The sequence below is a fragment of the Polaribacter sp. Asnod6-C07 genome, from assembly GCF_045063625.1.
Lineage (GTDB): Bacteria > Bacteroidota > Bacteroidia > Flavobacteriales > Flavobacteriaceae > Polaribacter > Polaribacter vadi_A.
This window is the reverse complement of sequence record NZ_JBEFOF010000005.1, coordinates 229,982-255,948: the sequence shown is the minus strand read 5'-3', so window position 1 is coordinate 255,948 and position 25,967 is coordinate 229,982. Positions and strand designations below refer to the sequence as shown.

The window sequence follows — 25,967 nt, the reverse complement described above, 5'->3', positions numbered from 1 at the left end:
TTTTAAGTTATTAAGAATAATAAAGTCAATGTTTGGTTTGTGAAAATTTAATGTCGTATTTAGTATAAAATCTTAGTTTAAATGATCAAAAATGAAGTTAAAACAACATGTTCTTATTGTGGGGTAGGTTGTGGTATTATCGTAAAAAAAGACATTAACAACAAGGTTTTTGTTGAAGGAGATAAAGATCATCCTGTAAATAAAGGGATGTTGTGTTCTAAAGGAATGAACTTACATTATGTAGCAAATGATGTGTCTGATAGAATTTTATATCCAGAAATGCGTTGGTCTCGTTCTCATCCTAGAGAAAGAGTTTCTTGGGATACAGCTTTGGATAGAGCTGCAAACGTATTTAAATCTATCATAAAAAAACATGGGCCAGATTCAGTGGCTTTCTACGTTTCTGGACAAAGTTTAACAGAAGAATATTACATCGCAAATAAATTAACCAAAGGTTTTTTAGGTACAAATAATATAGATACAAACTCACGTTTATGTATGAGTTCTGCTGTTGTGGGGTACAAAAAAACTTTTGGAGAAGATAGTGTACCAGTTTCTTACGAAGATATAGAATTAGCAGATTGTTTTTTAATAACAGGTGCAAATCCTGCTTGGTGTCATCCAATATTATTTAGAAGGATAGAAAAAAGAAAAGAAGAAAACCCGAATGTAAAAATTATTGTAATTGATCCTCGTAGAACAGATTCTGCAAATTTTGCAGATTTACATTTACAACTAACTCCAGGTACAGACATAGTTTTGTATAATGCAATTGCCAGACGTTTGTATAAAAGAGGTTTAATTGATGAAGATTTTATCAAAAAACATACTCAAGGTTTTGAAGATTATCGTAAAATAATTTTAGATACAAATCTTAAAAAAGCTTCAAAAATATGTGGAGTACCTGAAGATGATATAGAAAAAGCTGCAGAAATTATTGGGCTATCAAAAGGCTTTATTAGTATGTGGGCAATGGGTTTAAACCAAAGTGTGGTGGGTACAGATAAAAATACATCGCTTTTAAACTTATCGTTAATTACGGGGCAAGTAGGTAAACCTGGTTCAGGTCCATTTTCGTTAACAGGTCAGCCAAATGCAATGGGTGGTCGTGAAGTTGGTGGAATGGCTAATCTTTTAGCAGTTCATAAAGATTTAGGAAACGAAGAGCATAGAAGAGAAGTTGCACAGTTTTGGGGTGTAGATAAAATATCACCAAAACCAGGCTTAACTGCAACAGAAATGTTTGATGCTTTAGAAAGTGGAAAGCTAAAAGCAGTTTGGATTGCTTGTACAAATCCGTTAGTGAGTTTGCCAAATTCGCATCAAATAGAAAAAGCGATGGCAAATTCTAAGTTTGTTGTGGTACAAGAAATTTCTCATAAATCAGATACTGTAAAATATGCAGATTTGGTTTTACCAGCAGCAGCTTGGTTAGAGAAAGAAGGTACAATGACAAATTCTGAACGAAGAATTTCTTATTTGCCAAAAGAAATAGATGCACCAGGAGAAGCAAGACCAGATGTAGAAATTTTCTGCGATTTTGCGCAAAGAATGGGCTTTAGAGGTTTTAATTACAATAGTGCAGAAGAAATTTATGACGAATATGCATCAATGACAAAAGGTACAAATATTGATGTTTCTTTCTTAAACTACGATCGTTTAAAAAACGAAGGTACTTTTCAGTGGCCAGTAAATGAATATCGTCATTCTGGTACACCTCGTCTTTTTGAAGATAAAAAATTCTATACACCATCTCAAAAAGCAATTTTTAATGTTCCATCAACCATAGAGAATACATCAGTAAAAACGAATCAAGATTATCCATTAATACTTACTACTGGTCGTATTCGAGATCAATGGCACACCATGACAAAAACGGGTAAAGTGTCGCGTTTAAAAACGCATTATCCAAAACCAGTTTTAGAAATTAATCCTGTTGATGCATATTTAAATGGAATTAAAGATGGTGATGTTGCAGAAATAAAAAGCACAAATGGTGTAGTTAGAGTGCGTGTAAAAATTACGGATGCTATAAAAGAAGGTGTCGTTTTTTTACCTATGCATTGGGGTAAGGTTTTAAAAAGTAATTTAAATAGAGCTAATAATTTAACAAATACACATATAGATCCTGTTTCTAAAGAGCCAGATTTTAAATTTACTACGGTTTCAGTTTCTAAGTATAAAAAAATAAAAGAAAAAATAATTGTTGCTGGTGCAGGAGCTGCTGCTTTTCGTTTTTTACAGAATTATAGAGATTATAATGAGGTAGATGAAATTCATGTGTTTTCTAAAGAGTCAAACTTATTTTATAATCGTGTTTTGTTGCCAGAATATATTACAGAAGAGCTTACTTGGCAACAATTATTAAAGATTAAAAATGCTGAATTAAGTAATTTAGACATTCATATTCATCCAGAAACTTTAATTGATAAGATTGATAAAGAAGCTAAAATAGTTACAGATTCAAATGGTGAAACGCATAATTTTGATAAATTGATTTTAGCCACAGGTAGTAGAGCATTTATTCCTAAAGATGTGCAAATTGATTTACCTGGTCGTTTTACAATGCGTAATAAAAGTGATGCAGATGAATTTAAAAAATATTTAGAAAATACAGGTTTGCCTCCAGAAGAGCAACATGTTGTTATTGTTGGTGGTGGTTTATTAGGTTTAGAATTGGCTGCAGCAATGAAGCACAAGAATGTGAAAATTACAATTGTGCAAAGAGCATCAAGATTAATGGAGCGTCAATTAGATAAAATTTCTAGTAAATTATTGTCTTTAGATGTACAAGAAAGAGGCATTCAAATTTATTTTGATAATGAAGTAAGTACTGTTTTTGATGATGATGAAACTGGTGAGTTAACCATCAACCTAAAATCAGGAAAATACATTACAGCTAATGCAATTGTGTATGCAATTGGTACAAGACCAAATATAGAAATTGCAAAAAATAACGGAATTGTTTGTGGTAGAGGTGTAAAAGTAAATCAGCATTTACAATCTTCACATCCAGATATTTTTGCTATCGGAGAAATTGCAGAATTTAACAATCAATTATTTGGTATTACATCTGCAGCAGAAGAGCAAGCAGGAATTTTAGCCAATTTTATTGCAGGTGATATTAGTGAATCTTATAAAGGTTCTGTGTTAATGAATATCTTAAAATTCAACGATTTAAACCTTTGTTCAATAGGTGAAATTAAAGTGCCAGAAAACGATAATAGTTACGAAGAAATCATTTTTACAGACATGTCTAAACGATACTATAAAAAGTGTATTGTTAAAGATGATCTTTTAATTGGAGCTGTTTTAATGGGTGATAAAAACGAGTTTGCAGAATTCAAAACAATGATAGAAAGCAAAATCGAAATGTCTGATAAACGAGATACTTTATTAAGAGGTTCTTCTAATGATGTGCCAATGTTAGGTGAGTTGGTTTGTTCTTGTAGTCAAGTTGGTGCTGGTAATATAGAAGAGGCAATTGCTGGTGGTTGCACAAACTTTACAGAATTATGTAATAAAACTGGTGCTGGTTTAGGTTGTGGAAGTTGTAAAACTGAGGTAAGAGAAATTTTGAATAACGCAAAAGTAAAAGTATGAGCAAGCAATTGAATCGAGTTATTGTAAAAGGTGGTGTTTTATCGCCAGGAGAACTAAAATACATTTGCGAATCTGTAGAAAGTTTAGGTCAAGAAACTATTTCATTTGGTTCTAGACAAGATATTTTATTGCCTAAAAAAGTAAAAAAAGAAGATTTATCTCAATTTGATAAATTACAAGTGGTAGAAGCAGATGAAATTGGTATAGAGAATATGGTGTCTTCTTATGTTTGTGCAGATATTTTTCCTAGTACTTCTTGGTTAACTGGAGATAGATATTTGTATATTTTAGAGCAATTCCGATCAAAATCAACCTTAAAAATAAATATTACAGACCCAAAACAACGTTTAGTGCCTTTATTTACAGGGCATATTAATTTTATTGCTTCAGAACACGAAGATTATTGGTATTTGTACATAAGGCTTCCTGGTTGGGATGAAATAAAAATGTACCCAGCTTTAATTTATACTTGGGATTTAGATAAAATTGAAACGACAATAGAGAATATTTTAAAAGAAGAGCCTGAGACTATTGAAACCATTTTTGAATTGGTAAACGATGCTTTAGATGCAAATAATAGAACTGTAGATAAGCCTTTAGAGGTTCCTTTTTACCCTTTTCCTTATTTTGAAGGAATGAATAAAATTGGACCTGATAAGTATTGGTTGGGTTTATATTGGAGAAATAATAAATATGATATTTCTTTTCTAAAAGAAATGTGCGAATTATGTTCAGAAAACAAGATTGGTAAAATTTCAATTACACCTTGGAAATCTTTTATTGTAAAAGGAATTCCAAGAGAATCTAAATTAGTTTGGGAAAAATTTTTGGGTAAAAGAGGTATCAATGTGCGTCACTCAATGTTAGAGTTAAATTGGCACTTACCAGTTGCAAATAAAGAAGCATTAAATTTAAAAAAATACTTAGTAGCTAATTTCGATCAAAATGATATTAGTACCTATGGTTTAACTTTTGGAATTACAAATTACAGTAAAGCTTCTTATTATTTTACATCTATAGTAGTTCAGAAAAATAAGCAACCAGAAATGATTGGTAATTTTCAAACTAGAGATACTTATAATTTATTGTATGCCAAAAACTTTGATCCAAATACAAGGCAATATATCATGCATGTACAAGATGTAGATAAAGTTGAATTACCTGGTTTGTTAATGGAGTTAAGTCAGCTGTATTTTGATGACTTAGGTAGTGAAAAAGAAGATGAAAAAGGAGCTGAAGTTAAAAAAGAACAGGTTGAGTTAGAGGTGTATCAATGTCAAGATTGTTTCACAATTTACGATGAAGCTTATGGAGATGTAACTCAAAATATAGCACCAGAAACCTTATTTACAGCGCTTCCAGAAAATTACGAATGCCCTCTTTGTGAGGCTTCTAAAAGTAATTTTGAAAAGGTTGTGATGGTAAAATAAAACCCTAATTATAAATTGGCATTTAATCAAAACATAGCGGTAAAAAATTCAAGAAAAGTAAATGTTGATTTTTCTTGTGGTTCTTGTATTAATACTAATTGTTTAATTAAAAAGAATATAAATATTATTGGTAACGCTGGTTTTGTTGATAATAAAAAATCACTGAGATGTAAAAAAGGTCAACAATTTATTATTGAAGGTGCACCAGTAAATGGCTTGTTTTTTATTTTAAAAGGTACAGTTAAAGTATTTAGAACAGGTATTAATGGTCGTGAACAAATTGTGCGCTTTGCAAAAGAAGGTGAAATTATTGGGCACAGAGGTTTTGGTACAGAAGAGTATTATTCAATAGGTGCAATCGCATTACAAGATACTATTTTGTGTTATTTTTCTAAAACTGATTTACAAGAAGCTTTATTAAAAAATCCGAAGTTTGCTTATGATATGATGTTGTTTTACGCTAACGAACTCAATAGGAGTGAATCTAAAGTTAAATCTATTTCTCAAATGACGGTTCGTGAACGAGTTATAGATACTTTATTATATATCAATAGAAAATTTGGTGACTTAAGAGGTTTTTTAAATTTGCCTTTAAGTAGAAAAGAATACGCAGATTACGCAGGTACAACAGAAGAGCAAGTAATTAGAGTTTTTTCTTTATTAAAAAAAGAAGAATTAATAATTGCTAAAGGAAAAAAGATTGGTATTACTAATCTTCAGGCACTTAAAAACGAAATCAGCGAACATAATTATTATCTAGATTCATAAAATTAGTACCCTTTTTTATTTTTGAACCATAAAGTCTTTCAGTTTTTTAATTGAAAGGCTTTTTTTTACGTACTTATTTAAAAAAAAAATAAGTATATCTAGTTTTTACTTAGTGCTTGTTTTTTAGTTAAGTATATGTATAACAATGTTTTATTGTTTAAATATGTTTTTTGATAGGTTTTTATATGTATAAAAAGAGTTTTAAGTATGTGTAATATCATAAGTTGAAATAATAACTAGGTATATATTTGTTAAAAAATTAAGTATTAATACGTAGATTACTAAAACTTACGAAACAATGAAATCTTTATTTAAAAAAACAATTTACATTTTACCAGTAGCAATGTTATTATTTGCTTGTGGAGGTAAAGGAACAAAGAAAGAAACAACAACAGAAGTTGTAAAAACATCAAAAACAAAACAATTAGACATAGAAAAACCTCAATTAACTTTTGGTTTTATCAAATTAACAGATATGGCACCTTTAGCAATTGCTAAAGAAAAAGGGTTTTTCGAAGACGAAGGTTTATTTGTTTCTGTAGAAGCACAATCTAACTGGAAAAATGTTTTAGACAGAGTTATAGATGGTCAATTAGATGGTTCTCACATGTTAGCAGGTCAGCCAATTGCTGCTGGTGCAGGTTTTGGTCGTCAAGCAAAATTAGTAACTCCTTTTTCTATGGATTTAAATGGAAATGGAATTACAGTTTCTAATGATGTTTGGTCTAAAATGAAACCAAATGTACCTACAGATGGTGATGGAAAACCAGTTCATCCAATTAAGGCAGATGCTTTAAAGCCTGTAATTACAGAATACAAAAATTCTGGTAAAGCCTTTAAAATGGGTATGGTTTTTCCTGTATCTACTCATAACTACGAAATTAGATATTGGTTAGCTGCTGCAGGGATTCACCCAGGTATGTACACAAAAGAAAATGTACAAGGACAAATTGATGCAGAGGTTTTATTATCTGTAACTCCACCACCACAAATGCCAGCAACTTTAGAAGCAGGTACTATTTTTGGATATTGTGTAGGTGAACCTTGGAATCAACAAGCGGTTTTTAAAGGAATTGGAGTTCCTGTAGTTACAAACTACGACATCTGGAAAAATAATCCTGAAAAAGTATTTGTAATGACAGAGAAATTTATCGAAGAAAACCCAAATACAGCAGTTGCAGTTACAAAAGCATTAATTAGAGCTGGTAAATGGTTAGATAAACCAGAAAACAGAAAAGAAGCTGTACAAATTTTATCTATGAGTCAATATGTTGGAGCTCCAGTAGAAGTTTTAGCAAATTCAATGACAGGTACTTTCGAATTTGAAAAAGGTGATAAAAGAGAAATGGAAGATTTTAATGTTTTCTATAAATACAATGCAACTTATCCTTTTTATTCTGATGGAATTTGGTTCTTAACTCAAATGAGAAGATGGGGACAAATACCAGAAGCTAAAACTGCAGATTGGTATTCTTCTACAATAAAAGATATTTACAGACCTGATATCTGGAAAAAAGCTGCGGCTCTTTTAGTAGAAGAAGGTAATATACCAGCAACAGATATACCAGCAACAGATGGTTATAAACCAGCAACTGCAGATTTTATAGATGGTACTACTTATGATGCAAAAGATCCTATTGGATACATCAATAGTTTCTCGATAGGTAATAAAGACAAAAAATAATTTAGTTTACTAAAATCCTACAAGGTTTTAAAGCCTTGTAGGTATAACTTAAAGCAAACAAAACTAAAAAGGATAAAAAAATGAAAGCAAGTTTAACATTAGGAAAAGTTTCTAGTTTTTTAGGATTGGGTTTCTTTACAACGCTTAAAGATCTATTTACTGGAAAGTTAGAAAAAGAAGACTTTAAAAATTTACTACGCAAGTTTATTGTTCCACTTGCTTCCATTTTATTGTTCTTTCTTTTATGGCATTTAGGTGCAAAATCTTTATACAATATAGAGGCAGAATATAAAATTGAAAAAGCTTTACAAGATCAAGGGCAAGCAGCAGCAGATGCTTTAACAGCTTGTATAGCTTCTGGCGAATCTAGTTGTCAGCCAAATACATTGCCATCTCCAAGTCAAGTTTGGGATTCTTTTCAATCATTATTAAGAGATCACAATATTATTAGTGCAGACAAATCCGCATTTGTAGAAAAAACAGCAGCTTTAAATGCAAAAAGAGTTGCTGCTGGTAAAGATGCAATCGTTTATACAGGTAGACCATCTTTTGTAGACCAAATCTTTAGAAGTTTACAAACTGTATTTGCAGGTTTTTTATTAGCCTTATTTATAGCTGTGCCACTAGGTATTTTTATTGGATTGAGTCCTACTTTAAAAAGCGCATTCAATTGGTTTATTCAAATTTTTAAACCAGTATCTCCAGTAGTTTGGTATCTATTAGTTTTTATGATTGTAAAAACATTATTAATAGGTTCTACAGACGATAGTTCTTTTACAATTTCATTTATAAGTGTTGGTTTATGTTCTATGTGGGCAACATTAGTAAATACAGCTATGGGAGTTTCTACTGTAGATAAAGATTATATAAATGTTGCAAAAGTTCTAAAATTAGGAACTTTTCAAAAGATATTTAAAGTGGTGTTACCATCTTCTTTACCATTAATTTTTACAGGATTAAAAATTACATTATCAGTAGCTTGGATGGTTTTAATTGCAATCGAATTATTAGCTCAAAGTCCTGGTTTAGGATTATTTGTTTGGGAAGAATTCCAGAATGGAGCTAACGATTCTAATGCAAAAATTATTGTTGCAATGTTTGTGATTGGTATTATTGGTTTCTTATTAGATCGATTAATGTTAACTATTCAAAACTGGGTTTCTTTTGATAAACAAGATGCAATATAAATATGTGTAAACGTGTAATTGTTAAATCGTGTAAGCGTAAACAATTACCCAATTAAACAATTAAACAATTCAACATACAAAAAATGGCATATTTAGAATTAAATAATATTTATAAAACCTATGGTCAAGGAGATAGTGAGACAGAAGTATTGTCTAACATCAACTTAAAAATAGAAGAAGGAGAATTTGTTGCCATAGTTGGTTTTACGGGTAGTGGAAAAACTACTTTAGTAAATCTTATAAATGGATTATTGAAACCTACTAGTGGTGAGGTTTTGTTTAAAGGTGAACCTGTTTCTGGAACTAGCCATGAACGTGGTGTAATTTTCCAAAACTACTCGTTATTACCTTGGTTAACTGTTGAGCAAAATGTTTTAATGGCAGTAAAGGAAGCATTTCCGAAAAGAGAAAAAGCTGTTTGGAAACGTAAAGCTGCACATTATATAGATATGGTTAGTTTAACACCTGCTATAAATAAACTTCCAAAAGAATTGTCTGGAGGAATGCGTCAAAGAGTTGCTGTAGCTAGAGCTTTATCTATGAAGCCAGACATGATTATAATGGATGAACCTCTTGGAGCTTTAGATGCTTTAACTCGTGGTAATTTACAAGATCAAATCTTAAACATTTGGGGTAAAGATAAAAGAACAGCTTTGTTAATTACTAATGATGTTGATGAAGGTATTTATATGGCAGATAGAATTATTCCTTTAAGACCTGGACCAAATGCAACTTTAGGCCCTGAATTTAAAATTGATCTAGACAGACCAAGAGATAAAACAGAAATGAATGATAGCGAAAGTTTTAAGAAAACTAGAAACGCAATTATTGAGTATTTGATGGATATAGGGAACGAACGTAAATCTGAAGCTAAAGAAGAATTTATATTACCAGATTTAACACCAAAAGATTTTGTTAATCAATTTAGATAGGAAAAATTATGAGCATAATAACTGAAAATACCATCACAAAAAATGTTTTAGAAAACGGAAAATTTCCTTCTAATGATGTAATGTTAGATCTAAACGATTTAAAGAAAGTTTACCCAACTCCTAAAGGAGATTATGTAGTTCTAGAACACTTAAATTTGCAAATTCGTAAAGAAGAATTTGTAACCATTATTGGGCATTCAGGTTGTGGTAAAACAACTATGCTTTCTATGATTGCAGGTTTAAATCCTATTTCTGGAGGTAATATTTCTGTACTGGGTAAGCATATTAAAGGTCCAGGGCCAGATAGAGGTGTAATATTTCAATCGCCAAGTTTAATGCCTTGGATGACATCTTTACAGAATGTTTTACTTGGGGTAAATCAAGTTTTTCCTCACGCAACAAAAGCGCAAAGAAATGATATTGCTAAATATTATTTGCAAAAAGTAGGTTTAGAAGATGCTTTTCATAAAAAAGCAAGTGAATTATCGCAAGGAATGCAACAACGTGTGGGAATTGCAAGAGCATTTGCTATAAAACCAAAAGTATTATTGCTAGATGAACCTTTTGGAATGCTAGATTCTTTAACAAGAGGAGAGTTGCAAGATATTTTAATCGAAATCTGGAACAAAGAAAAAATTACTGCTGTAATGATTACTCATGATGTTGATGAAGCCATCTTTTTAGCAGACAGAGTAGTAATGATGACAAGTGGGCCAAGAGCAAAAATCGGAGATGTTTTAGATATCGATTTTAAAAGACCAAGAACAAGAAAATCAGTTTTAGAACACGACGATTATTATAAATATCGAAAACACTTAATCGACTTTTTAGAGCATTAAGAAAGTATAATAAACAAACATAAATTTTAAAATTAAAATCGGTTTTTGAAGTATGAAACTTCATAAACTTAGGCATTAACAGCCAAAACTTAACAAATTAAATAACAAACAACACTAATTAAAAAAGTAAAAAAATGAAAAGACAATACACAATTTTAGCGATATTGTTAGTAAGCTTTCAATTCGTAAATGCACAGTTTACACTAGATGGAGAATTTAGACCACGTACAGAATATAGAAACGGATTTGGTAGTTTAATTCCTGATGCATCAGATGCAGGTTTTGGAATATCTACAAGAGCAAGATTAAATGCAGGTTTTAAAACAGATTCATATAACGTTTTTATTAGTTTGCAAGATGTAATGGTTTGGGGAGAAAACAGACAAATTTTGCCTTATGATGCTAACAATTCATTTGCAGTTTTCCAAGCTTGGGCATCTCTTAAGTTAGGAGAAAATACAACTACAAAAATTGGTCGTCAAGTACTTTCTTACGATGATCAAAGAATTTTAGGAGGTTTAGATTGGGCACAACAAGGTAGAAATCATGATGCAGCATTAATTAAATATAAAAAGGATAAATTTATGTTAGATTTTGCGTTTGCTTTTAATCAAGATTACTCAAACCCAACAGGTTTTATTTCATCAGGTACAGCATATAATACAACTGGTTTTTTCTCATATAAAACAATGCAAATGTTATATATGAAACAAAGTTGGGAGAAATTTACAGGTAGTTTATTACTTTTAAATAATGGTTTTCAAGAATTTGATGCAGCAAGTGCAGCAGATGGTGTAAGTAATTTACAAACTATTGGTACACATTTAAATTATAAATCTGGTAGTTTTGGTTTGGCTGCTAATGCATTTTTACAAACAGGTAAAAGACAAGGAGCTGTAGATGTAAAAGGAGCTTATTTATTTAGTTTAGATGCATCACTTAAAGCATCAGATAAAGTTACTTTAGGAGCAGGTATAGAATCTATAAGTGGTAATGATGGTGCAGCAGGAGAAACAGGAGCGTTCTTCCCTTTATATGGTACAAATCATAAATTTAATGGTTTTATGGATTATTTCTATGTAGGTAATCATGCAAACTCAATTGGTTTAGTAGATTTTCATGTAAGTGCTAATTTTAATTTAGGTAAAGGTTCTAGTTTGTTAGTAAAAGCATTAAATTTTAGTGGAGAGCAAGCTTTAGCTAGTGGAGAGAAATCTTTAGGAACAGAGGTGGATTTAGTATACAAAAAGAAGTTTAAAGGTTACGCTTTAGTTGCAGGTTATTCTCAAATGTTTGCTTCTGATGGTATGTATGAATTAAAAGGAGTAACAGAAGCTGCAGCTGCAGGTACTCAAAATTGGGCTTGGGTTATGTTGGTAATTAAACCAAAGTTTTTAGGTAAATAAATAAACTTTTTATTATTTGAATTTGATAATTAGCTATAGGCTGTTCTACGTAGAACAGCCTTTTTTTATAAAATAAAACTTGACTTTACTTAAAAAAGTATATCGTTGAGGTCTACTTGTATTATCAAAAAAAAACTCAATTAATTGTGTAATTTAAGTTATTTGTTCTGTTGGTTTATGTTCTAGCTATTACTATTCTTTTTAATATATAGTATATTTGAGTCTTAAAAATTAACTAAACAAATAATAAAAACAATTATGACAGCAGGATTTGATATGTGGGACTATGTAGTTTTTGTAGCTTACGCCATTTTAATTTTAGGTGTAGGTTTATGGGTTTCACGTGATAAAAAAGGGCACCAAAAAAATGCAGAAGATTATTTCTTAGCAAGTAAATCTTTACCTTGGTGGGCTATTGGTACATCTTTAATTGCAGCAAATATATCAGCAGAACAATTTATTGGAATGTCTGGTTCTGGTTTTGCATTGGGTATTGCAATTGCTTCTTATGAGTGGATGGCAGCCTTAACTTTAATTATTGTAGGTAAATACTTTTTACCGATTTTTATTGAAAAAGGCTTATATACAATTCCTGAATTTGTTGAAAAACGTTTTTCAACAAACTTAAAAACCATTTTAGCGCTTTTTTGGTTGGCATTATACATTTTTGTAAACTTAGCTTCTGTTCTTTATTTAGGAGGATTAGCCATAGAAACTATTATGGGTGTAGATATGATGTATGCTATAATAGGTTTGGCATTATTTGCAGCTGCATATTCTTTATATGGTGGTTTATCTGCAGTTGCTTGGACAGATGTTATACAAGTAGTTTTCTTAGTTTTAGGAGGATTAATAACCACATATTTAGCCTTAAACACAGTTTCTGGAGGTGAAGGAATGATAGCTGGTTTCTCTAAAGTGTGGGCAGCTGCACCAGAAAAGTTTCATATGATTTTAGAAGAAAGCAATGAAAACTATGTAAACTTACCAGGAATTTGGGTTTTAGTTGGTGGTTTATGGGTTGCCAATTTATATTATTGGGGATTCAATCAATATATAATTCAAAGAACTTTAGCAGCAAAATCTTTAAAAGAATCTCAAAAAGGGATTTTATTAGCTGCATTTTTAAAATTAATTATTCCATTAATAGTTGTTGTACCAGGTATTGCAGCTTATGTTATGGTAAATGACCCTGCAATTATGGCAAATTTAGGTGAAGTTGGCATGTTAAACACACCTTCTCCAGAACAAGCAGATAAAGCTTACCCTTGGTTATTACAATTTTTACCTACAGGATTAAAAGGTGTAGCTTTTGCTGCATTAGCAGCTGCTGTTGTTTCTTCTTTAGCATCTATGTTAAATTCAACTTCTACCATTTTTACGATGGATATTTACAAGCAATACATCAATAAAAATGCAAATGATAAACAAACTGTAAATGTGGGAAGAATTTCTGCTGCAGTTTCATTATTAATTGCTGTAATTGTTGCTCCTTTATTAGGGGGTATAGATCAAGCCTTTCAATTTATACAAGAGTGGACAGGTATTGTAAGTCCTGGTATTTTAGCTGTATTTATGTTAGGTTTATTTTGGAAAAAAACTACTAACAACGCAGCAATTTGGGGAGCTATTTTATCAATTCCGATTGCATTAGCTTTAAAATTCATTCCAATTGCGGCTTTAGAGCCTTGGATGCATCAAATGGGAATTGCAACTTTATTATCTATGGCAGTAACAATGATATTAAGTTATTTACAGAACAAAGGTGCTGATGATGAAAAAGGTATAGAAATTTCTAAAAACCTATTTAAAACATCACCATTATTTAATATGGGGTCAATCGTAGTTTGTATTTTATTAGCAGTATTGTATTCTTTATTTTGGTAAAAATTAAATTAAAAATCAATAAAAAAACGTCTAAAGAAATTTAGACGTTTTTTTATTGTAATTATTTTTTTAGAATTATTTCTTCATAATCATCACTTTTGTCTGCTGCTAAAAATAAATGTTGAGCTTCTTTTGGAGGTACTGTTAACTTACGAGTTTTTAAATCTAACCAAGCACCGTAAACTTTTACAATTGCTGATAATTTACCTGCTTGATTAAAGATTTCATGAGTAATTTTCCAGCGTTCATTGTTTTTAGAAAGACCTAATATTTTAAAGTTTGCAGAAATATTTTCGCCAATATAAATTTCTTTTCTAAAAGAAGTTTCTTCTGTAAAAAGTATTGGTCCAATATTGTGTTTGCTAAAATCTTCTAACGTAAAGTTTTGGCCTGCAAAAAAACGAACTCTTACTTCTGCTGCATAATCATTATAGGCTGTATGACGCATGTGCCTGTTTGGGTCAAAATCTGACCATTTTGTTGTAAAGTTTACTTTAAATTCCATAGTTCAAAAATAAAAAACCTGATAAGTTATAGAAACTTATCAGGCTTAAAAATTAATTTTAATAATTGTTAATGTTTAACAATGTCTGTTTTTTCTTTTAATTTTAATTCACTTAAAACATTTAGAGCTTCAGATATATACATATCTTTAGATAAATTTTTGTGCCAAGCAACTCTTTTATCTTTTAAATCTTCATTTTCTTTAAATAAAGATTGTTCGTATTTTGGTGAAGTAAAGGTTAAATTAGATTTGTAATCAAAAACAGATTTAAACTTTTCTGCTTCTTTTTCTCTAGTTTCACTTTCTTTAAAAAATGTTTTATAATTTAATGAATATGAAGTGTCATCTTGGTTTTTCTTAAGCCATTTTGCATATTCATTTACTAATTTAAAGTTATCGCTATTTGCAATTCTTTGTTTACTATTATATACTACATCATTAAAATTAGTGTAAGAATTTGTTTGAGTAAAGTTGGCTTGTGGTACTTTGTCCCAATCTAAAGCATCTTCTAAATCACGCTCACCATATTTCATATAACTCAATCTGCTTGGCATTGCAATATCAGAGTAAACACCTTCTTTTTGAGTAGAACCACCATTAACTCTGTAGAATTTTTGAATTGTCATTTTTAAATAACCTAAGTCGCCTTCATATTTTTGATAAAATTGATTGATAGGTAATACATTTTGCACAGTTCCTTTACCATAAGTTTGGTTACCACCTAAAATAATACCTCTTTTATAGTCTTGCATTGCAGCTGCAAAGATTTCTGATGCAGATGCAGAAAATTCATTTACCAAAACAACAACTGCTCCATCCCATTGCATTTTAGGATCTATATCATTTTTAATAATTGGGCTTTCTCCTCTGTATTTTACTTGTACAACTGGGCCTTCATCAATAAATAAACCAGATATTTCTATGGCAGTTTTTAAAGAACCACCACCATTATTTCTTAAATCGATAATTAAACCATTAACACCTTCTGCTTTTAATCTTTCAATTTCCTTTTCCATATCTTTTGCAGAATCTCTGTAATTGTTATCAGAAAAGTCGATATAAAAACTAGGTAAATCTATAATTGCATATTTTTTTCCGTTCTTTTCTACAATACTCGATTTTACAAAAGTTTCATCAAGTTGTACAACATCTCTAATAATAGAAATTACTTTGGTAGAACCATCTAACTTTTTCTTAACTGTTAATTGTACTTCTGTTCCTTTTTTCCCTTTAATAAATTTAATGGCATCATCTAAACGCATACCAACAATATCTAAAGGTTCTTCATCACCTTGTGCAACTTTTAAAATAATATCTCCAGGTTCTAACTCACCTTGTTTAGAAGCAGGTCCACCAGCAACCAATTCAAAAACATGAGTGTAAATTCCCTTTTTTTGTAAACGCGCTCCAATACCTTCTAATTTACCAGAAATGGTTTGGTCAAAACGTTCTTTTATAGAAGGATCCATATAAGTTGTATGAGGGTCAAAAGCACCAACAACCGAATTTAAGAAAGTAGAAAACCAATCATCATGTTCTAATTCTTCAATTCTAATATACAATTCATCCATATTTTCTAGCACTTTAGCTCTCGATTCTTTTTCTAAAGTGGCAAAAGATTTTGGTTTAAATGTTTTGTCTTTTTTAAGTTTATTTTCTTGTAAGTCAGTTTGTTCTTCGATTCTACTTAGAGTTTGTAATTTTAATTGCTTTCTCCAATAATCAATTAATTCATTATCATTTTCAGCAAAAGGAACTTTCTCATAATCTAAATCAATAACTTCATTTTTGTTAAAATTAAATGGCTGAGCTAATAATTCTCCATAATAAGATTTTGCATTTTTAATTTTACTTAAAAAACGCCCGTAAACTAATTTGTAAAAAGTTAAATCGTCTTGTAAAAGCTGATTGTCTATTTGATATTTATATTTCGAAAACTCTTTAATATCTTTTTGAGTAAAATATCTTTTGTTGCTATCTAAACCATCAATAAAAGAATTAAAAACATGTTCAGAAAAATCATCATTCATATCTTTAACTACAAAATGACCTCTTGTTAAAATGTTTTTTAGTACAAAAATTAAAACTTTGTCTTTTTCAGGATCAAGGTTTGTTATTTCATTATTTTCTGATGCATTTATAGACATACTATTTATAAACAATACAAATGCTAATAAAATGGTACTTAACTTAAATTTCGTCTTCATAAATCTACTGTCGTTATTTTTATTTAAAAATTACTAATATTACTTGCTAATCTACTAAAATAGTGCCAAATTATTTAAGAATCAACACTTTTTATAATTACCTCTAAAATTTAAGAGATAATTAAGGTTTCTAATTTTATAGTAATTTAAACAGAATATTATATAATTAACATTAAAAGAAAAGTATTTGTTTTTTTAATGAGTTAAATATTTTTTCTGTTTAATTCCTTGTTATTTAACTAACAATATTACTTAAAAATAGAGGTTTTCAATCTTTACAAAATGTTAAAAAGAAATTTGATTAAAATAAATTACATTTGTTTAAAAGACTTAAATTTAAAATCTAAAAATTATTCTTTATGAATGAAAGACCTTTGATTTTAGTAACAAATGATGATGGAATTACAGCTCCAGGAATTAGAGCGCTTATTAAAATAATGAACAAAATTGGAGAAGTTGTAGTTGTAGCTCCTGATAGCCCACAAAGTGGAATGGGACATGCAATTACAGTTGATAATGTTTTGACATGTAATCCTATAACCATAGATGATGGACCTCAGTTAGAATATACTTGTTCTGGTACACCTGCAGATTGCGTAAAAATGGCAATTAGTGAAATTCTTAATAAAAAACCAGATTTGTGTGTTTCTGGTATTAATCATGGACCAAATTCATCTATAAATGTTATTTATTCTGGTACAATGAGTGCTGCAATAGAAGCTGGTATAGAAGGGATTCCTGCAATTGGTTTTTCTTTATTAGATTTTAAATGGCATGCAGATTTTAAATCTTGTGAAAACTTTGTAAAAAACATTACTTTAAATACCTTGTTAAACGGTTTGCCAGAAGGTATTGTTTTAAACGTAAATATTCCTGATCTAAAAGAAGAAGAAATAAAAGGAACAAAAATTTGCAGACAAGCAATGGGAGTTTGGAAAGAAGATTTTGATAAAAGAAAAAGTCCTTTTGGTAAAGAATATTATTGGCTTTCTGGCGAATTTGTAAACAGAGATAAAGGTCAAGACACAGATATTTATGCGCTAGAAAATGGTTACATTTCTATTGTACCTGTTCAGTTCGATTTAACTGCACATCATATGATTCAAAAATTAAATTCTTGGGAACTGTAAAAAAAGAAATATTCATAGGAGTTTTAGTGGCTGTATTTGCCACGCTTGCTGGTTGTTATTTATATGTAGAATATTTTTCTAATGTAGGTTTTAATGAGACTTTGCAATTGATAGAAGATGGAGATTTATATGGTAAAATTCTATCTATAGCAGCAATTCCTAATTTATTTGTGTTCTTAATTTTTATCAAAAAGAAACAAGATAATAGAGCAAAAGGTGTGTTAATGACAACCATTTTTATTGCTTTAACCACCTTAATTTTAAAATTTATCTGATGAAATATTACATTATAGCAGGTGAAGCTTCAGGAGATTTACATGGTTCTAATTTAATGAAAGCCTTGTATAAAGAAGATGCTGATGCAGATATTAAATTTTGGGGAGGAGATTTAATGAAAGCTGCTGGTGGTTATTTAGTAAGTCATTATAAAGAAAGAGCCTTTATGGGTTTTTTTGAAGTGCTAAAAAACTTAAATAAAATTCTAGTTTTTATTAAATTTTGTAAAAATGATATCGAATTATTTCAACCAGATGTAATTATTTTTATAGACAATTCTGGTTTTAATTTACGAATTGCAAAATGGGCAAAAAGAAAAGGTTTTAAAACCAATTATTACATTTCTCCACAAGTTTGGGCAAGTAGAGCTACAAGGGTTAAAGGGATAAAAAGAGATGTAGATAAAATGTTTGTGATTTTACCTTTCGAAAAAGAGTTTTATAAAAAATTCGATTATAATGTAGATTTTGTTGGTCATCCTTTAATTGATGCCATTGCAGATAGAGAGCAAACAGATGTAGAAAAATTTAGAGAAGAACATAATTTAGGTAATGAGCCAATAATTGCTTTATTACCAGGAAGTAGAAAACAAGAAATTACCAAAATGCTTTCTGTAATGTTGTCTTTGGTAGACGATTATCCTAATTATAAATTTGTAGTTGGTGGTGCACCAAGTCAAGATTTTTCTTTTTATCAAAATATAATTGGTACTAAAAGAGTAAGTTTTATAAATAATAAAACCTATGATTTATTATCGGTTTCAAGTGCAGCTTTAGTAGCTTCTGGTACAGCAACTTTAGAAACAGCTTTGTTTAAAGTGCCACAAGTGGTTTGTTATAAAGGTGGTTTTATATCGTATCAAATAGCAAGAAGAATTGTAACTTTAAAATACATTTCTTTAGTTAATTTAATTATGGATAAAGAGGTTGTTACTGAATTGATTCAGAACGATTTTACCAAAACAAAACTTAAAAAAGAATTGTCTAAAATACTAGATCAAGAACATCGAGAAAAATTGTTTTTGGACTATTTTGAACTAGAGAAAAAGTTAGGTGGTAAAGGAGCATCAGCAAAAACAGCAAAACTTATAGTAGAGAATTTAAAGCGTTAAGCCTATGCAGAAAAAAATACTTTTTATACTATTCCTTTTTATTTTAAGTTCTTGTTCTTCTACAAACAGTGCTGTAAATTACCATAGTAAAACAAAATCTAAATCTATTACAAAAGCAGATATTGTTGTTGCAAATGCACTAAAATATAAAGGTGTAAAATACAAATATGGAGGCACAACTAGAAAAGGGATGGATTGTTCTGGAGTTGTTTTTGTTTCTTTTGGTGCAGAAAATATTGCATTGCCAAGATCTTCTAGATACATGGCAAATGAAGGAAAAAAAGTTGCTTTAGGTAAAGTTAAAAAAGGCGATTTACTATTCTTTAAAATAAGCAGAAGGTCAAACCAAATTAATCATGTGGGTTTGGTAACTGAGATTAAAAACGGACAAATTTTCTTTATACATGCAACAACTTCTAGAGGTGTAATTATTTCATCAATGTCAGAAAAATATTGGAAAAACACCTTTGTAAAAGCGACTAATATACTGTAATAAAGTCTGTTAAAAATTTAGTATCTTTATCAAGCTATATGAAAAAGATACTGGGTTATTTACCCTTACATTTTGTTGTTTTTATAATTCTAGGGATTGTTTTACAATTTTACTTCAAAATTTGGCACTTTAGTTTTATCAAAATAGGAGTACTATTTTCTTTGCTTTTAGGTTTTATATTGTTGCTTAACAATATAATTATCAGAACTATTTTAGCATTCATCTTTTTCTTTTTTACAGGGGTTTTTTCTGTTTTTGTAAACAACGATTTGAATTATGAAAACTATTATCAAAACCATTTAACTGATAATTCTGCTGCTATTTTAAAGGTTGATAAAATACTAAAATCAAGTTTATATAATTATAAATTTGAAGCAGAGGTTATACAAATAGATAACATAAAAACCAGAGGTAGAATATTAGTAAACCTATCAAAAGATAGTAAACTTAAATCTTTTCAGGTTGATGAAGTTTTTTATATAAAATCATCTTTTCTAGCAATAAACAAGCCTGTAAATCCGCATCAATTTGATTATCGGTTTTACTTAGCAAAACAAGGCATTCACCAGCAATTATATCTTACAAAAAATAACTTTTTAAGCTTAGGTTTTAAAAGCTTTTCGTTAATTGGTTTATCAGCAAAAGTTAGAAATAAAATTCAAGAATCACTAGAAAAATATCAATTTAAAGATGATGAACTAGCAGTAATAAACGCGCTTTTATTAGGGCAAAGACAAGAAATTTCTAAAGAACTTTTAGCAAATTATTCTAATGCAGGAGCCATTCATATTTTGGCAGTTTCTGGTTTACATGTTGGTATAATTTTACTGATTTTAAATTGGTTATTAAAACCTCTTGTAAGAATTAAAAATGGTAGAATTATTAAAACAGTACTTGTTGTTGTATTACTTTGGATGTTTGCATTTATAGCTGGTTTATCAGCCTCAGTAACAAGAGCTGTAACTATGTTTACTTTTTTGGCAATTGGTATGTCTTTTAATCAAAAAAATGTTTCGTTATTTTCTTTAATAACGTCAATGTTTTTCTTGTTGATTTTTAAACCAATGTTTTTATTTGATGTTGGTTTTCAAATGAGTTATTTAGCAGTTTTCGGAATTATTTTAGTGCAACCCAAATTGTATAAAATTTATAAACCAAGATTTAAAGTTGATGAAAAAATCTGGCAATTAGCTTCAGTTTCTATTGCTGCTCAAATAGGAATTTTGCCTTTAAGTTTGTACTATTTTCAACAGTTTCCAGGCTTATTTATGCTTTCTAATTTAATCATTATTCCGTTTTTAGGAACTATTTTAATTTTCGGAATTTTAATTATAATATTGGCAGTATTTGGAGTTTTACCTCAATTTTTGGCAAATCTTTATGGTTATATAATCTCTGCAATGAACAGTTTTGTAAGTTGGGTTTCTCATCAAGAACAATTCTTACTTAAAGAGATCTCTCTTTCATTTTTTATGATGTTGTTAACTTATACTTTAATTGTATTCGGAATTCGATTTTTGATAAAAAATACACCCAAAAGATTAGTTTCTTTTCTAGCATCTATATTAGTTGTACAAAGCTTTTTCCTGTATGAGAAACATCAAAAGAAAATAAAGGAAGAGTTTATTGTTTTTCATAAAAGTAGAAATTCAATTCTTGGAAATAGAGTAGGAGAACAAGTTGTAATTCATCACGATTTAGATACTGTTATGATCCAAAATTTGGGTTTATTAGCTTCTTATAGGATTGGAGAAAATATACATCAAACGTTAAAAAATGAAGTTTCAAACATTTATCAATTTAAAAATGAAATTATTTTAGTTGTAGATAGTTTAGGTATTTATCAAATAAATGGTTTAAAAAATCCGATTGTATTGTTGCAACAATCACCTAAAATAAATTTAGAGAGATTAATTAATGAATTAAAGCCAAAACAAATTATTGCTGATGGTTCTAATTATAAAAGTTATGTAAAAAGATGGCAGAAAACTGCAGAGAATAAAAAAACTCCTTTTCATTATACAGAACAAAAAGGAGCTTATATTTTAGAGAATTAACTCTTATTTTAGGTTGCTTTTAAAACCTTTTTCAAAATTAATCCATTCTTGATCTTTATATGCTTTTGTGTTAAAAAAAGCGAGTATTTTTTCAAATCTCTCAGCAGATAAATAACCTGGTACTTTTTGTAGCATTTCTTCTTTAGCAGACATAAATATTGTTGAAGGATATGATAATTGACCTTCTAACAAAGCAGCAGATAATTCATGGAACTCAGTTCTGCCTTCTTTTTTATATTTAAAAGTGTAGCCTTTGTAATTAATATCTTCTTTGCCTTCTCCATTTAATTTAATAGCATAAAAATTTGTATTTACATAGTCTATAATTACTGGATTAGAATAGGTTTCTTTATCCATTTTTTTGCAATAGCCACACCAATTTGTATAAACATCTATTAAAATTGGTTTTGGGTTTTCTTTGTTTAAAGCGATTGCTTTTTCGAAAGAAAGCCAATTGATTTCGTTTTGTGCATAGCTTGTAAAACTAGCGAATACTATTAGTAATAATAAAAATGTTTTTTTCATAATTAAACATTTACAAAGTATATGCCAAAGTTAAATTTCTACTTTCATTAAAATTTAATGTACGTTCCCTAATAATTTTTTCATTAATGGAGAAAATAAAAGAACAATTGCTCCAGCACCAAGTGCATACATTGCAATTAAATTAAAACCATCTGTATAAACACCTAATGTGTCTATTGGATTTATAACTTGCCCAGGAACATTTTCTATAGCTAATTCTTCAGAAATAAACCCAACTATTTGAAACGCAAATGCAGATGATAAAAACCAAACTCCCATCATAAAAGCTACAATGTTTTTTGGAGATAAATCTGTGATTTTTGATAAACCTACTGGAGACATAAATAACTCACCAATAGAAATAATTAAATACATAGCAAATAAATAATAAAAAGGAACCATTCCGTTTTCATTGGCACTAGCTCCACTTATTGAAAGAATATAGAAACTTAAACCTGCAAAAAGTAATCCTAAACCAAATTTATAAGGAGTTCTTGGGTTTAATCCTTTTTTAGATAACCATCCCCAAAGTAAAGAAATTGGTATGGCTAAAATAATGATAAACATAGAGTTCAATCCATTAGTTTGACCTGCAGTCATTATACCTTCTAAATCGACATTTCTAGAAGCAAATAAAGTAATTACACTTCCTGATAATTCATGGAAACCCCAAAAAAGTGTCATAAAAAATGTAATTAAAACTGCCATAATTAATTTTTTTCTAGCTTCATTGCTATTTAATCTTGCAATAATATAACCTAGATATACTAAAACAGCAATACCTATAATATAGAAAATGTTACTTACGTAGTTTTGTTTCCAAGAAGATAATAAGAAAGCAATTGCAGGAGCACATAAAAAAGCGATAACTGGAATTAAAGTTTTTTGCGGAATTCCTAATACTTTCTTTTCATAAATTTCTTGACTTGGTGGCATACCTTTGTCTCCAAATACATTTTTCTTAATTCCACTCCAAAAGAAAACTAACCCAGCTAACATTCCAATTCCTGCTAAACCAAAACCATAATGATAACCATATTTAACAGCTAATAAAGCACATAAAAATGGTGCAACCATACCTCCAATATTAATACCCATATAAAAAATGGTAAAACCAGAGTCTTTTCTTACATCACCATCTTTATATAAAGCACCTACAAATGTTGATATATTAGGTTTAAAAAAACCATTACCAACTACAATAAAAGCCAATGCTAAAAAGAAAGCGATGTCATTTTCAATTGCTAAAACAAAATGACCTAAAGACATTAAAATTCCTCCTAAAAATATTGAAGCTCTCATTCCAAGAATTTTATCAGAAATTTGACCTCCAATAACTGTAGAAGCATAAACTAAAGATCCGTAAGAAGCATAAACAACAGCTGTAGCAGTATCTCTTTCTGTAATTGCAACAAATATTTTCTCTACCATGTAGAGCGTAAGTAATGCTCTCATTCCATAGAAACTAAAACGCTCCCATAATTCAGCAAAAAATAAATAAAATAACCCTTTTGGGTGTCCAAACATTTGTTGTTCTTCAACAGTTGTGCTAACTCCTTTATCTAACATAATTCTACTTTTATTTCTTAAGTTTTATTTGATTAGTTTAATAAATGTTCTACAACAAAATTTGTCATTTTGGTGTATAAATTTAATCTTGTATTTCTTCCTTTATAAATTCCGTGAGTTCTGTCTGGCACAATAAACATATCAAATTGTTTGTTGGCTTCAATTAAAGAATTTATCATTCTCATTGAGTTTTGCACGTGTACATTATCATCTCCTGTTCCGTGAACTAATAAGTAATTTCCTTCTAGCTTATCTGCATAATTTATAGGAGAATTATCATCATAACCACTTGCATTTTCTTGCGGAGTTTGCATGTAACGTTCTGTATATACAGTATCGTAAAAACGCCAAGAAGTAACAGGTGCTACAGCAATTGCAGTTGTAAAAATGTCATTACCTTTTAGCAAAACATTTGTACTCATAAAACCACCATAAGACCAACCCCAAATACCAATATTTTTTTTATCTATATAAGGCAATTCTGCTAATTTTTTAGCAGCAGCTATTTGATCTTCAACCTCAAATTTACCCAATTCTTTTTGTGTAACTTTTTTAAAATCTGCGCCTTTTAAACCTGTTCCTCTACCATCTACACAAACTATAATCATCCCTTTTTGGGCTAACATATTGTGCCAATAATCATTTGCTGCATTCCAATGATTACCTACTTGCTGAGAACCTGGTCCTGAATATTGAAACATAAACATTGGGTAAGTTTTGCTTTCATCAAAATCTACAGGTTTTATCATCCACATATTTAAATCATTACCATTTATATTGATGGTAGAAAATTCTTTAGGACTCATTTTGTATGCTGCTAATTCTTCTTTTAATTCTGCATTATCTTTAATCACCTTTAGCATTTTTCCTTTTGCATTGTATAAAGAATAAATTGGTGGAGTTTCAGCAGAAGAATATGTATTGATAAAGTAATTTAAATTGGTGCTAAAAGCAGCTGAATTTTGTCCATCAGCATTACTTAAAAGCTTTTTGTTTTTTCCATTTAATTTAATAGAATATACACCTCTGTTAATAGATCCGTTTTCTACAGATTGATAATAAATCGTTTTTTTAGATTCGTTAAAACCATAATAACGAGTTACTTCCCAATTTCCTTTTGTTATTTGATTGATTAATTTTCCATCAAAATCATAATGATATATATGGTTATATCCATCTTTTTCACTTGTCCAGATAAAAGAATTATCAACTAAAAAAGTAAGGTTGTCTGTAATGTCTATATACGCTTTATCAGTTTCGTTTAACAATACAGAAGTTGTGCTTTTTACTGCATCAACTTTATATAATTTTAAATTATTTTGATGACGATTTAAAGTGGTTGCCACTAAAATTTCATCATCATTAGACCATTTTATTCTTGGTATGTATTCATAATCACCTAAAGCAATTTTCTTACTATTTTCTGATGCAATCGTGTACATGTGTAAAGTAACTACTGCATTTGTTTCTCCTGCTTTTGGATATTTAAAAACTTGCTGATTTGGGTATAAATCTTTACCAACAATATCCATAGAAAAAGTTGGTACTTTACTTTCATCAAAACGTAAATATGCTAAGTATTTGCTGTTATTACTCCACTCAAAAGCTCTAACAAATGCAAATTCTTCTTCGTAAACCCAATCTGTAATACCATTTATAATACTGTTCTTTTTTCCGTCTTTAGTTACCTGAATAATTTTGTTTTCAGAAAAATCTTTGATAAATAGATCGTTGTTTTTAGCGTAAGCTACTTTTTGATTGTCAGGAGAAAAAATCGGCTCTTGAATATCTTCTCCTATTAAAGTTGCTTTTTTTGATGCAACATCATAAGCGTAATAAGTACCTGTATAAGAATGTCTGTAAATCTTTTTAAAGTTTGTACCTAATATAATTTTTGTCTCATCATTGTTAAAACTGTAAGATTGAAAACCATTAATTTCTGGTAAATCTTTGCTATTTACAATAGTTTCAACTTTTTCTAAAGTGGCATAACTATATTTATCAACAGAGGTGTTTCTGTCTTTATCCCTATTTAAGAGCGAATAAAAATCGCCATTCATAGAGTTTAAAGAGTTCATTCTTTTAGCAGAAAAAGTACCATCCCAAATTTCTTCGAGGGTAATTTCTTTGGTGCCAGAAGTGTTTTTTGATTCTTGTTGTGAATAATTTAAGGAAGTGATCAATGTGAAAATTGTTACTAAAATGATGCTTTTTTTCATTTGAGACTTTGTTTTTAATAAAGATTTGCCAAGTTTACGGAAAAATCCACAAAAAATATCTTAAAAATCCATAAAACTTGATTATATCATACTTTTTGAAAGGTTTCAATTATATTTGTTCTTTATAGCTTATAGATAC

Annotated in this window: 19 protein-coding genes; 14 read left to right on the top strand and 5 right to left on the bottom strand. The window is 29.5% G+C overall.

Annotated features, from left to right (window positions below):
* The first annotated feature begins 81 nt into the window (after positions 1-81).
* From ACJJVK_RS01200 to ACJJVK_RS01160, 9 genes are all read left to right on the top strand, one after another.
* Positions 82-3,603, top strand: coding sequence for a molybdopterin-dependent oxidoreductase (locus ACJJVK_RS01200; RefSeq protein WP_405562388.1), 3,522 nt, complete (start codon positions 82-84; stop codon positions 3,601-3,603).
* Positions 3,600-5,033, top strand: coding sequence for a rubredoxin (locus ACJJVK_RS01195; protein WP_405562386.1), 1,434 nt, complete (start codon positions 3,600-3,602; stop codon positions 5,031-5,033). The genes ACJJVK_RS01200 and ACJJVK_RS01195 overlap by 4 nt, the downstream gene beginning before the upstream one ends.
* Before the next feature lie 15 nt (positions 5,034-5,048).
* Complete coding sequence (locus ACJJVK_RS01190; protein ID WP_405562384.1) at positions 5,049-5,801, top strand: Crp/Fnr family transcriptional regulator; 753 nt, start codon at positions 5,049-5,051, stop codon at positions 5,799-5,801.
* A 298-nt stretch (positions 5,802-6,099) separates the two neighbouring features.
* Positions 6,100-7,485: a CmpA/NrtA family ABC transporter substrate-binding protein gene (locus ACJJVK_RS01185; RefSeq protein ID WP_215995768.1), complete on the top strand. Its 1,386-nt coding sequence runs from the start codon at positions 6,100-6,102 to the stop codon at positions 7,483-7,485.
* An 80-nt stretch (positions 7,486-7,565) separates the two neighbouring features.
* Positions 7,566-8,672: an ABC transporter permease gene (locus tag ACJJVK_RS01180; protein ID WP_405562382.1), complete on the top strand. Its 1,107-nt coding sequence runs from the start codon at positions 7,566-7,568 to the stop codon at positions 8,670-8,672.
* Between the two features lie 83 nt (positions 8,673-8,755).
* A complete protein-coding gene (locus ACJJVK_RS01175) occupies positions 8,756-9,604 on the top strand; it encodes an ABC transporter ATP-binding protein (RefSeq protein WP_405562380.1) in 849 nt (282 codons plus the stop codon).
* Positions 9,605-9,612: 8 nt separating this feature from the next.
* A complete protein-coding gene (locus ACJJVK_RS01170; RefSeq protein WP_215995771.1) occupies positions 9,613-10,443 on the top strand; it encodes an ABC transporter ATP-binding protein in 831 nt (276 codons plus the stop codon).
* 134 nt (positions 10,444-10,577) lie between these two features.
* Positions 10,578-11,849, top strand: coding sequence for an alginate export family protein (locus ACJJVK_RS01165; RefSeq protein WP_405562378.1), 1,272 nt, complete (start codon positions 10,578-10,580; stop codon positions 11,847-11,849).
* A 258-nt stretch (positions 11,850-12,107) separates the two neighbouring features.
* Positions 12,108-13,736: a sodium/sugar symporter gene (locus ACJJVK_RS01160; RefSeq protein ID WP_405562376.1), complete on the top strand. Its 1,629-nt coding sequence runs from the start codon at positions 12,108-12,110 to the stop codon at positions 13,734-13,736.
* A gap of 61 nt (positions 13,737-13,797) precedes the next feature.
* Here ACJJVK_RS01160 and ACJJVK_RS01155 read toward each other — a convergent pair whose 3' ends face one another.
* Together ACJJVK_RS01155 and ACJJVK_RS01150 are read right to left on the bottom strand one after the other, a co-directional pair.
* Positions 13,798-14,241 carry a thioesterase family protein gene (locus ACJJVK_RS01155; RefSeq protein ID WP_215995774.1) on the bottom strand — a complete coding sequence of 148 codons (444 nt, stop codon included), beginning with the start codon at positions 14,239-14,241 and terminating at the stop codon, positions 13,798-13,800.
* Positions 14,242-14,309: 68 nt separating this feature from the next.
* Positions 14,310-16,448, bottom strand: a complete 2,139-nt coding sequence (locus tag ACJJVK_RS01150; protein WP_405562375.1) for a carboxy terminal-processing peptidase — start codon at positions 16,446-16,448, stop codon at positions 14,310-14,312.
* A 359-nt stretch (positions 16,449-16,807) separates the two neighbouring features.
* Between ACJJVK_RS01150 and surE the strand changes: the two genes are divergently transcribed.
* The 5 genes from surE to ACJJVK_RS01125 are packed head-to-tail and all read left to right on the top strand — an operon-like array spanning position 16,808 to position 21,515.
* Entirely contained in the window at positions 16,808-17,578 is a 771-nt protein-coding gene (gene surE, locus ACJJVK_RS01145) for a 5'/3'-nucleotidase SurE (protein WP_068363899.1), read from the top strand.
* Positions 17,566-17,853, top strand: coding sequence for a hypothetical protein (locus ACJJVK_RS01140; RefSeq protein WP_405562373.1), 288 nt, complete (start codon positions 17,566-17,568; stop codon positions 17,851-17,853). Before surE ends, ACJJVK_RS01140 begins: the two co-directional genes overlap by 13 nt.
* Positions 17,853-18,965 (top strand): lipid-A-disaccharide synthase, encoded by a 1,113-nt coding sequence (gene lpxB / locus ACJJVK_RS01135; RefSeq protein ID WP_405562372.1) that lies wholly within the window; start codon positions 17,853-17,855, stop codon positions 18,963-18,965. The genes ACJJVK_RS01140 and lpxB overlap by 1 nt, the downstream gene beginning before the upstream one ends.
* A 4-nt stretch (positions 18,966-18,969) precedes the next feature.
* Positions 18,970-19,458, top strand: coding sequence for a C40 family peptidase (locus tag ACJJVK_RS01130; protein WP_405562370.1), 489 nt, complete (start codon positions 18,970-18,972; stop codon positions 19,456-19,458).
* Between the two features lie 38 nt (positions 19,459-19,496).
* The gene (locus ACJJVK_RS01125) at positions 19,497-21,515 is read left to right on the top strand and encodes a ComEC/Rec2 family competence protein (RefSeq protein WP_405562368.1); all 2,019 of its coding nucleotides are present in this window, start codon (positions 19,497-19,499) and stop codon (positions 21,513-21,515) included.
* 3 nt (positions 21,516-21,518) lie between these two features.
* Here ACJJVK_RS01125 and ACJJVK_RS01120 read toward each other — a convergent pair whose 3' ends face one another.
* The 3 genes from ACJJVK_RS01120 to ACJJVK_RS01110 are packed head-to-tail and all read right to left on the bottom strand — an operon-like array spanning position 21,519 to position 25,828.
* Positions 21,519-22,040, bottom strand: coding sequence for a thioredoxin family protein (locus ACJJVK_RS01120; RefSeq protein ID WP_405562367.1), 522 nt, complete (start codon positions 22,038-22,040; stop codon positions 21,519-21,521).
* Between the two features lie 54 nt (positions 22,041-22,094).
* Positions 22,095-23,609, bottom strand: a complete 1,515-nt coding sequence (locus tag ACJJVK_RS01115) for a peptide MFS transporter (RefSeq protein ID WP_405562366.1) — start codon at positions 23,607-23,609, stop codon at positions 22,095-22,097.
* Positions 23,610-23,641: 32 nt separating this feature from the next.
* Positions 23,642-25,828 carry a S9 family peptidase gene (locus ACJJVK_RS01110; protein WP_405562364.1) on the bottom strand — a complete coding sequence of 729 codons (2,187 nt, stop codon included), beginning with the start codon at positions 25,826-25,828 and terminating at the stop codon, positions 23,642-23,644.
* Between the last annotated feature and the right edge of the window lie 139 nt (positions 25,829-25,967).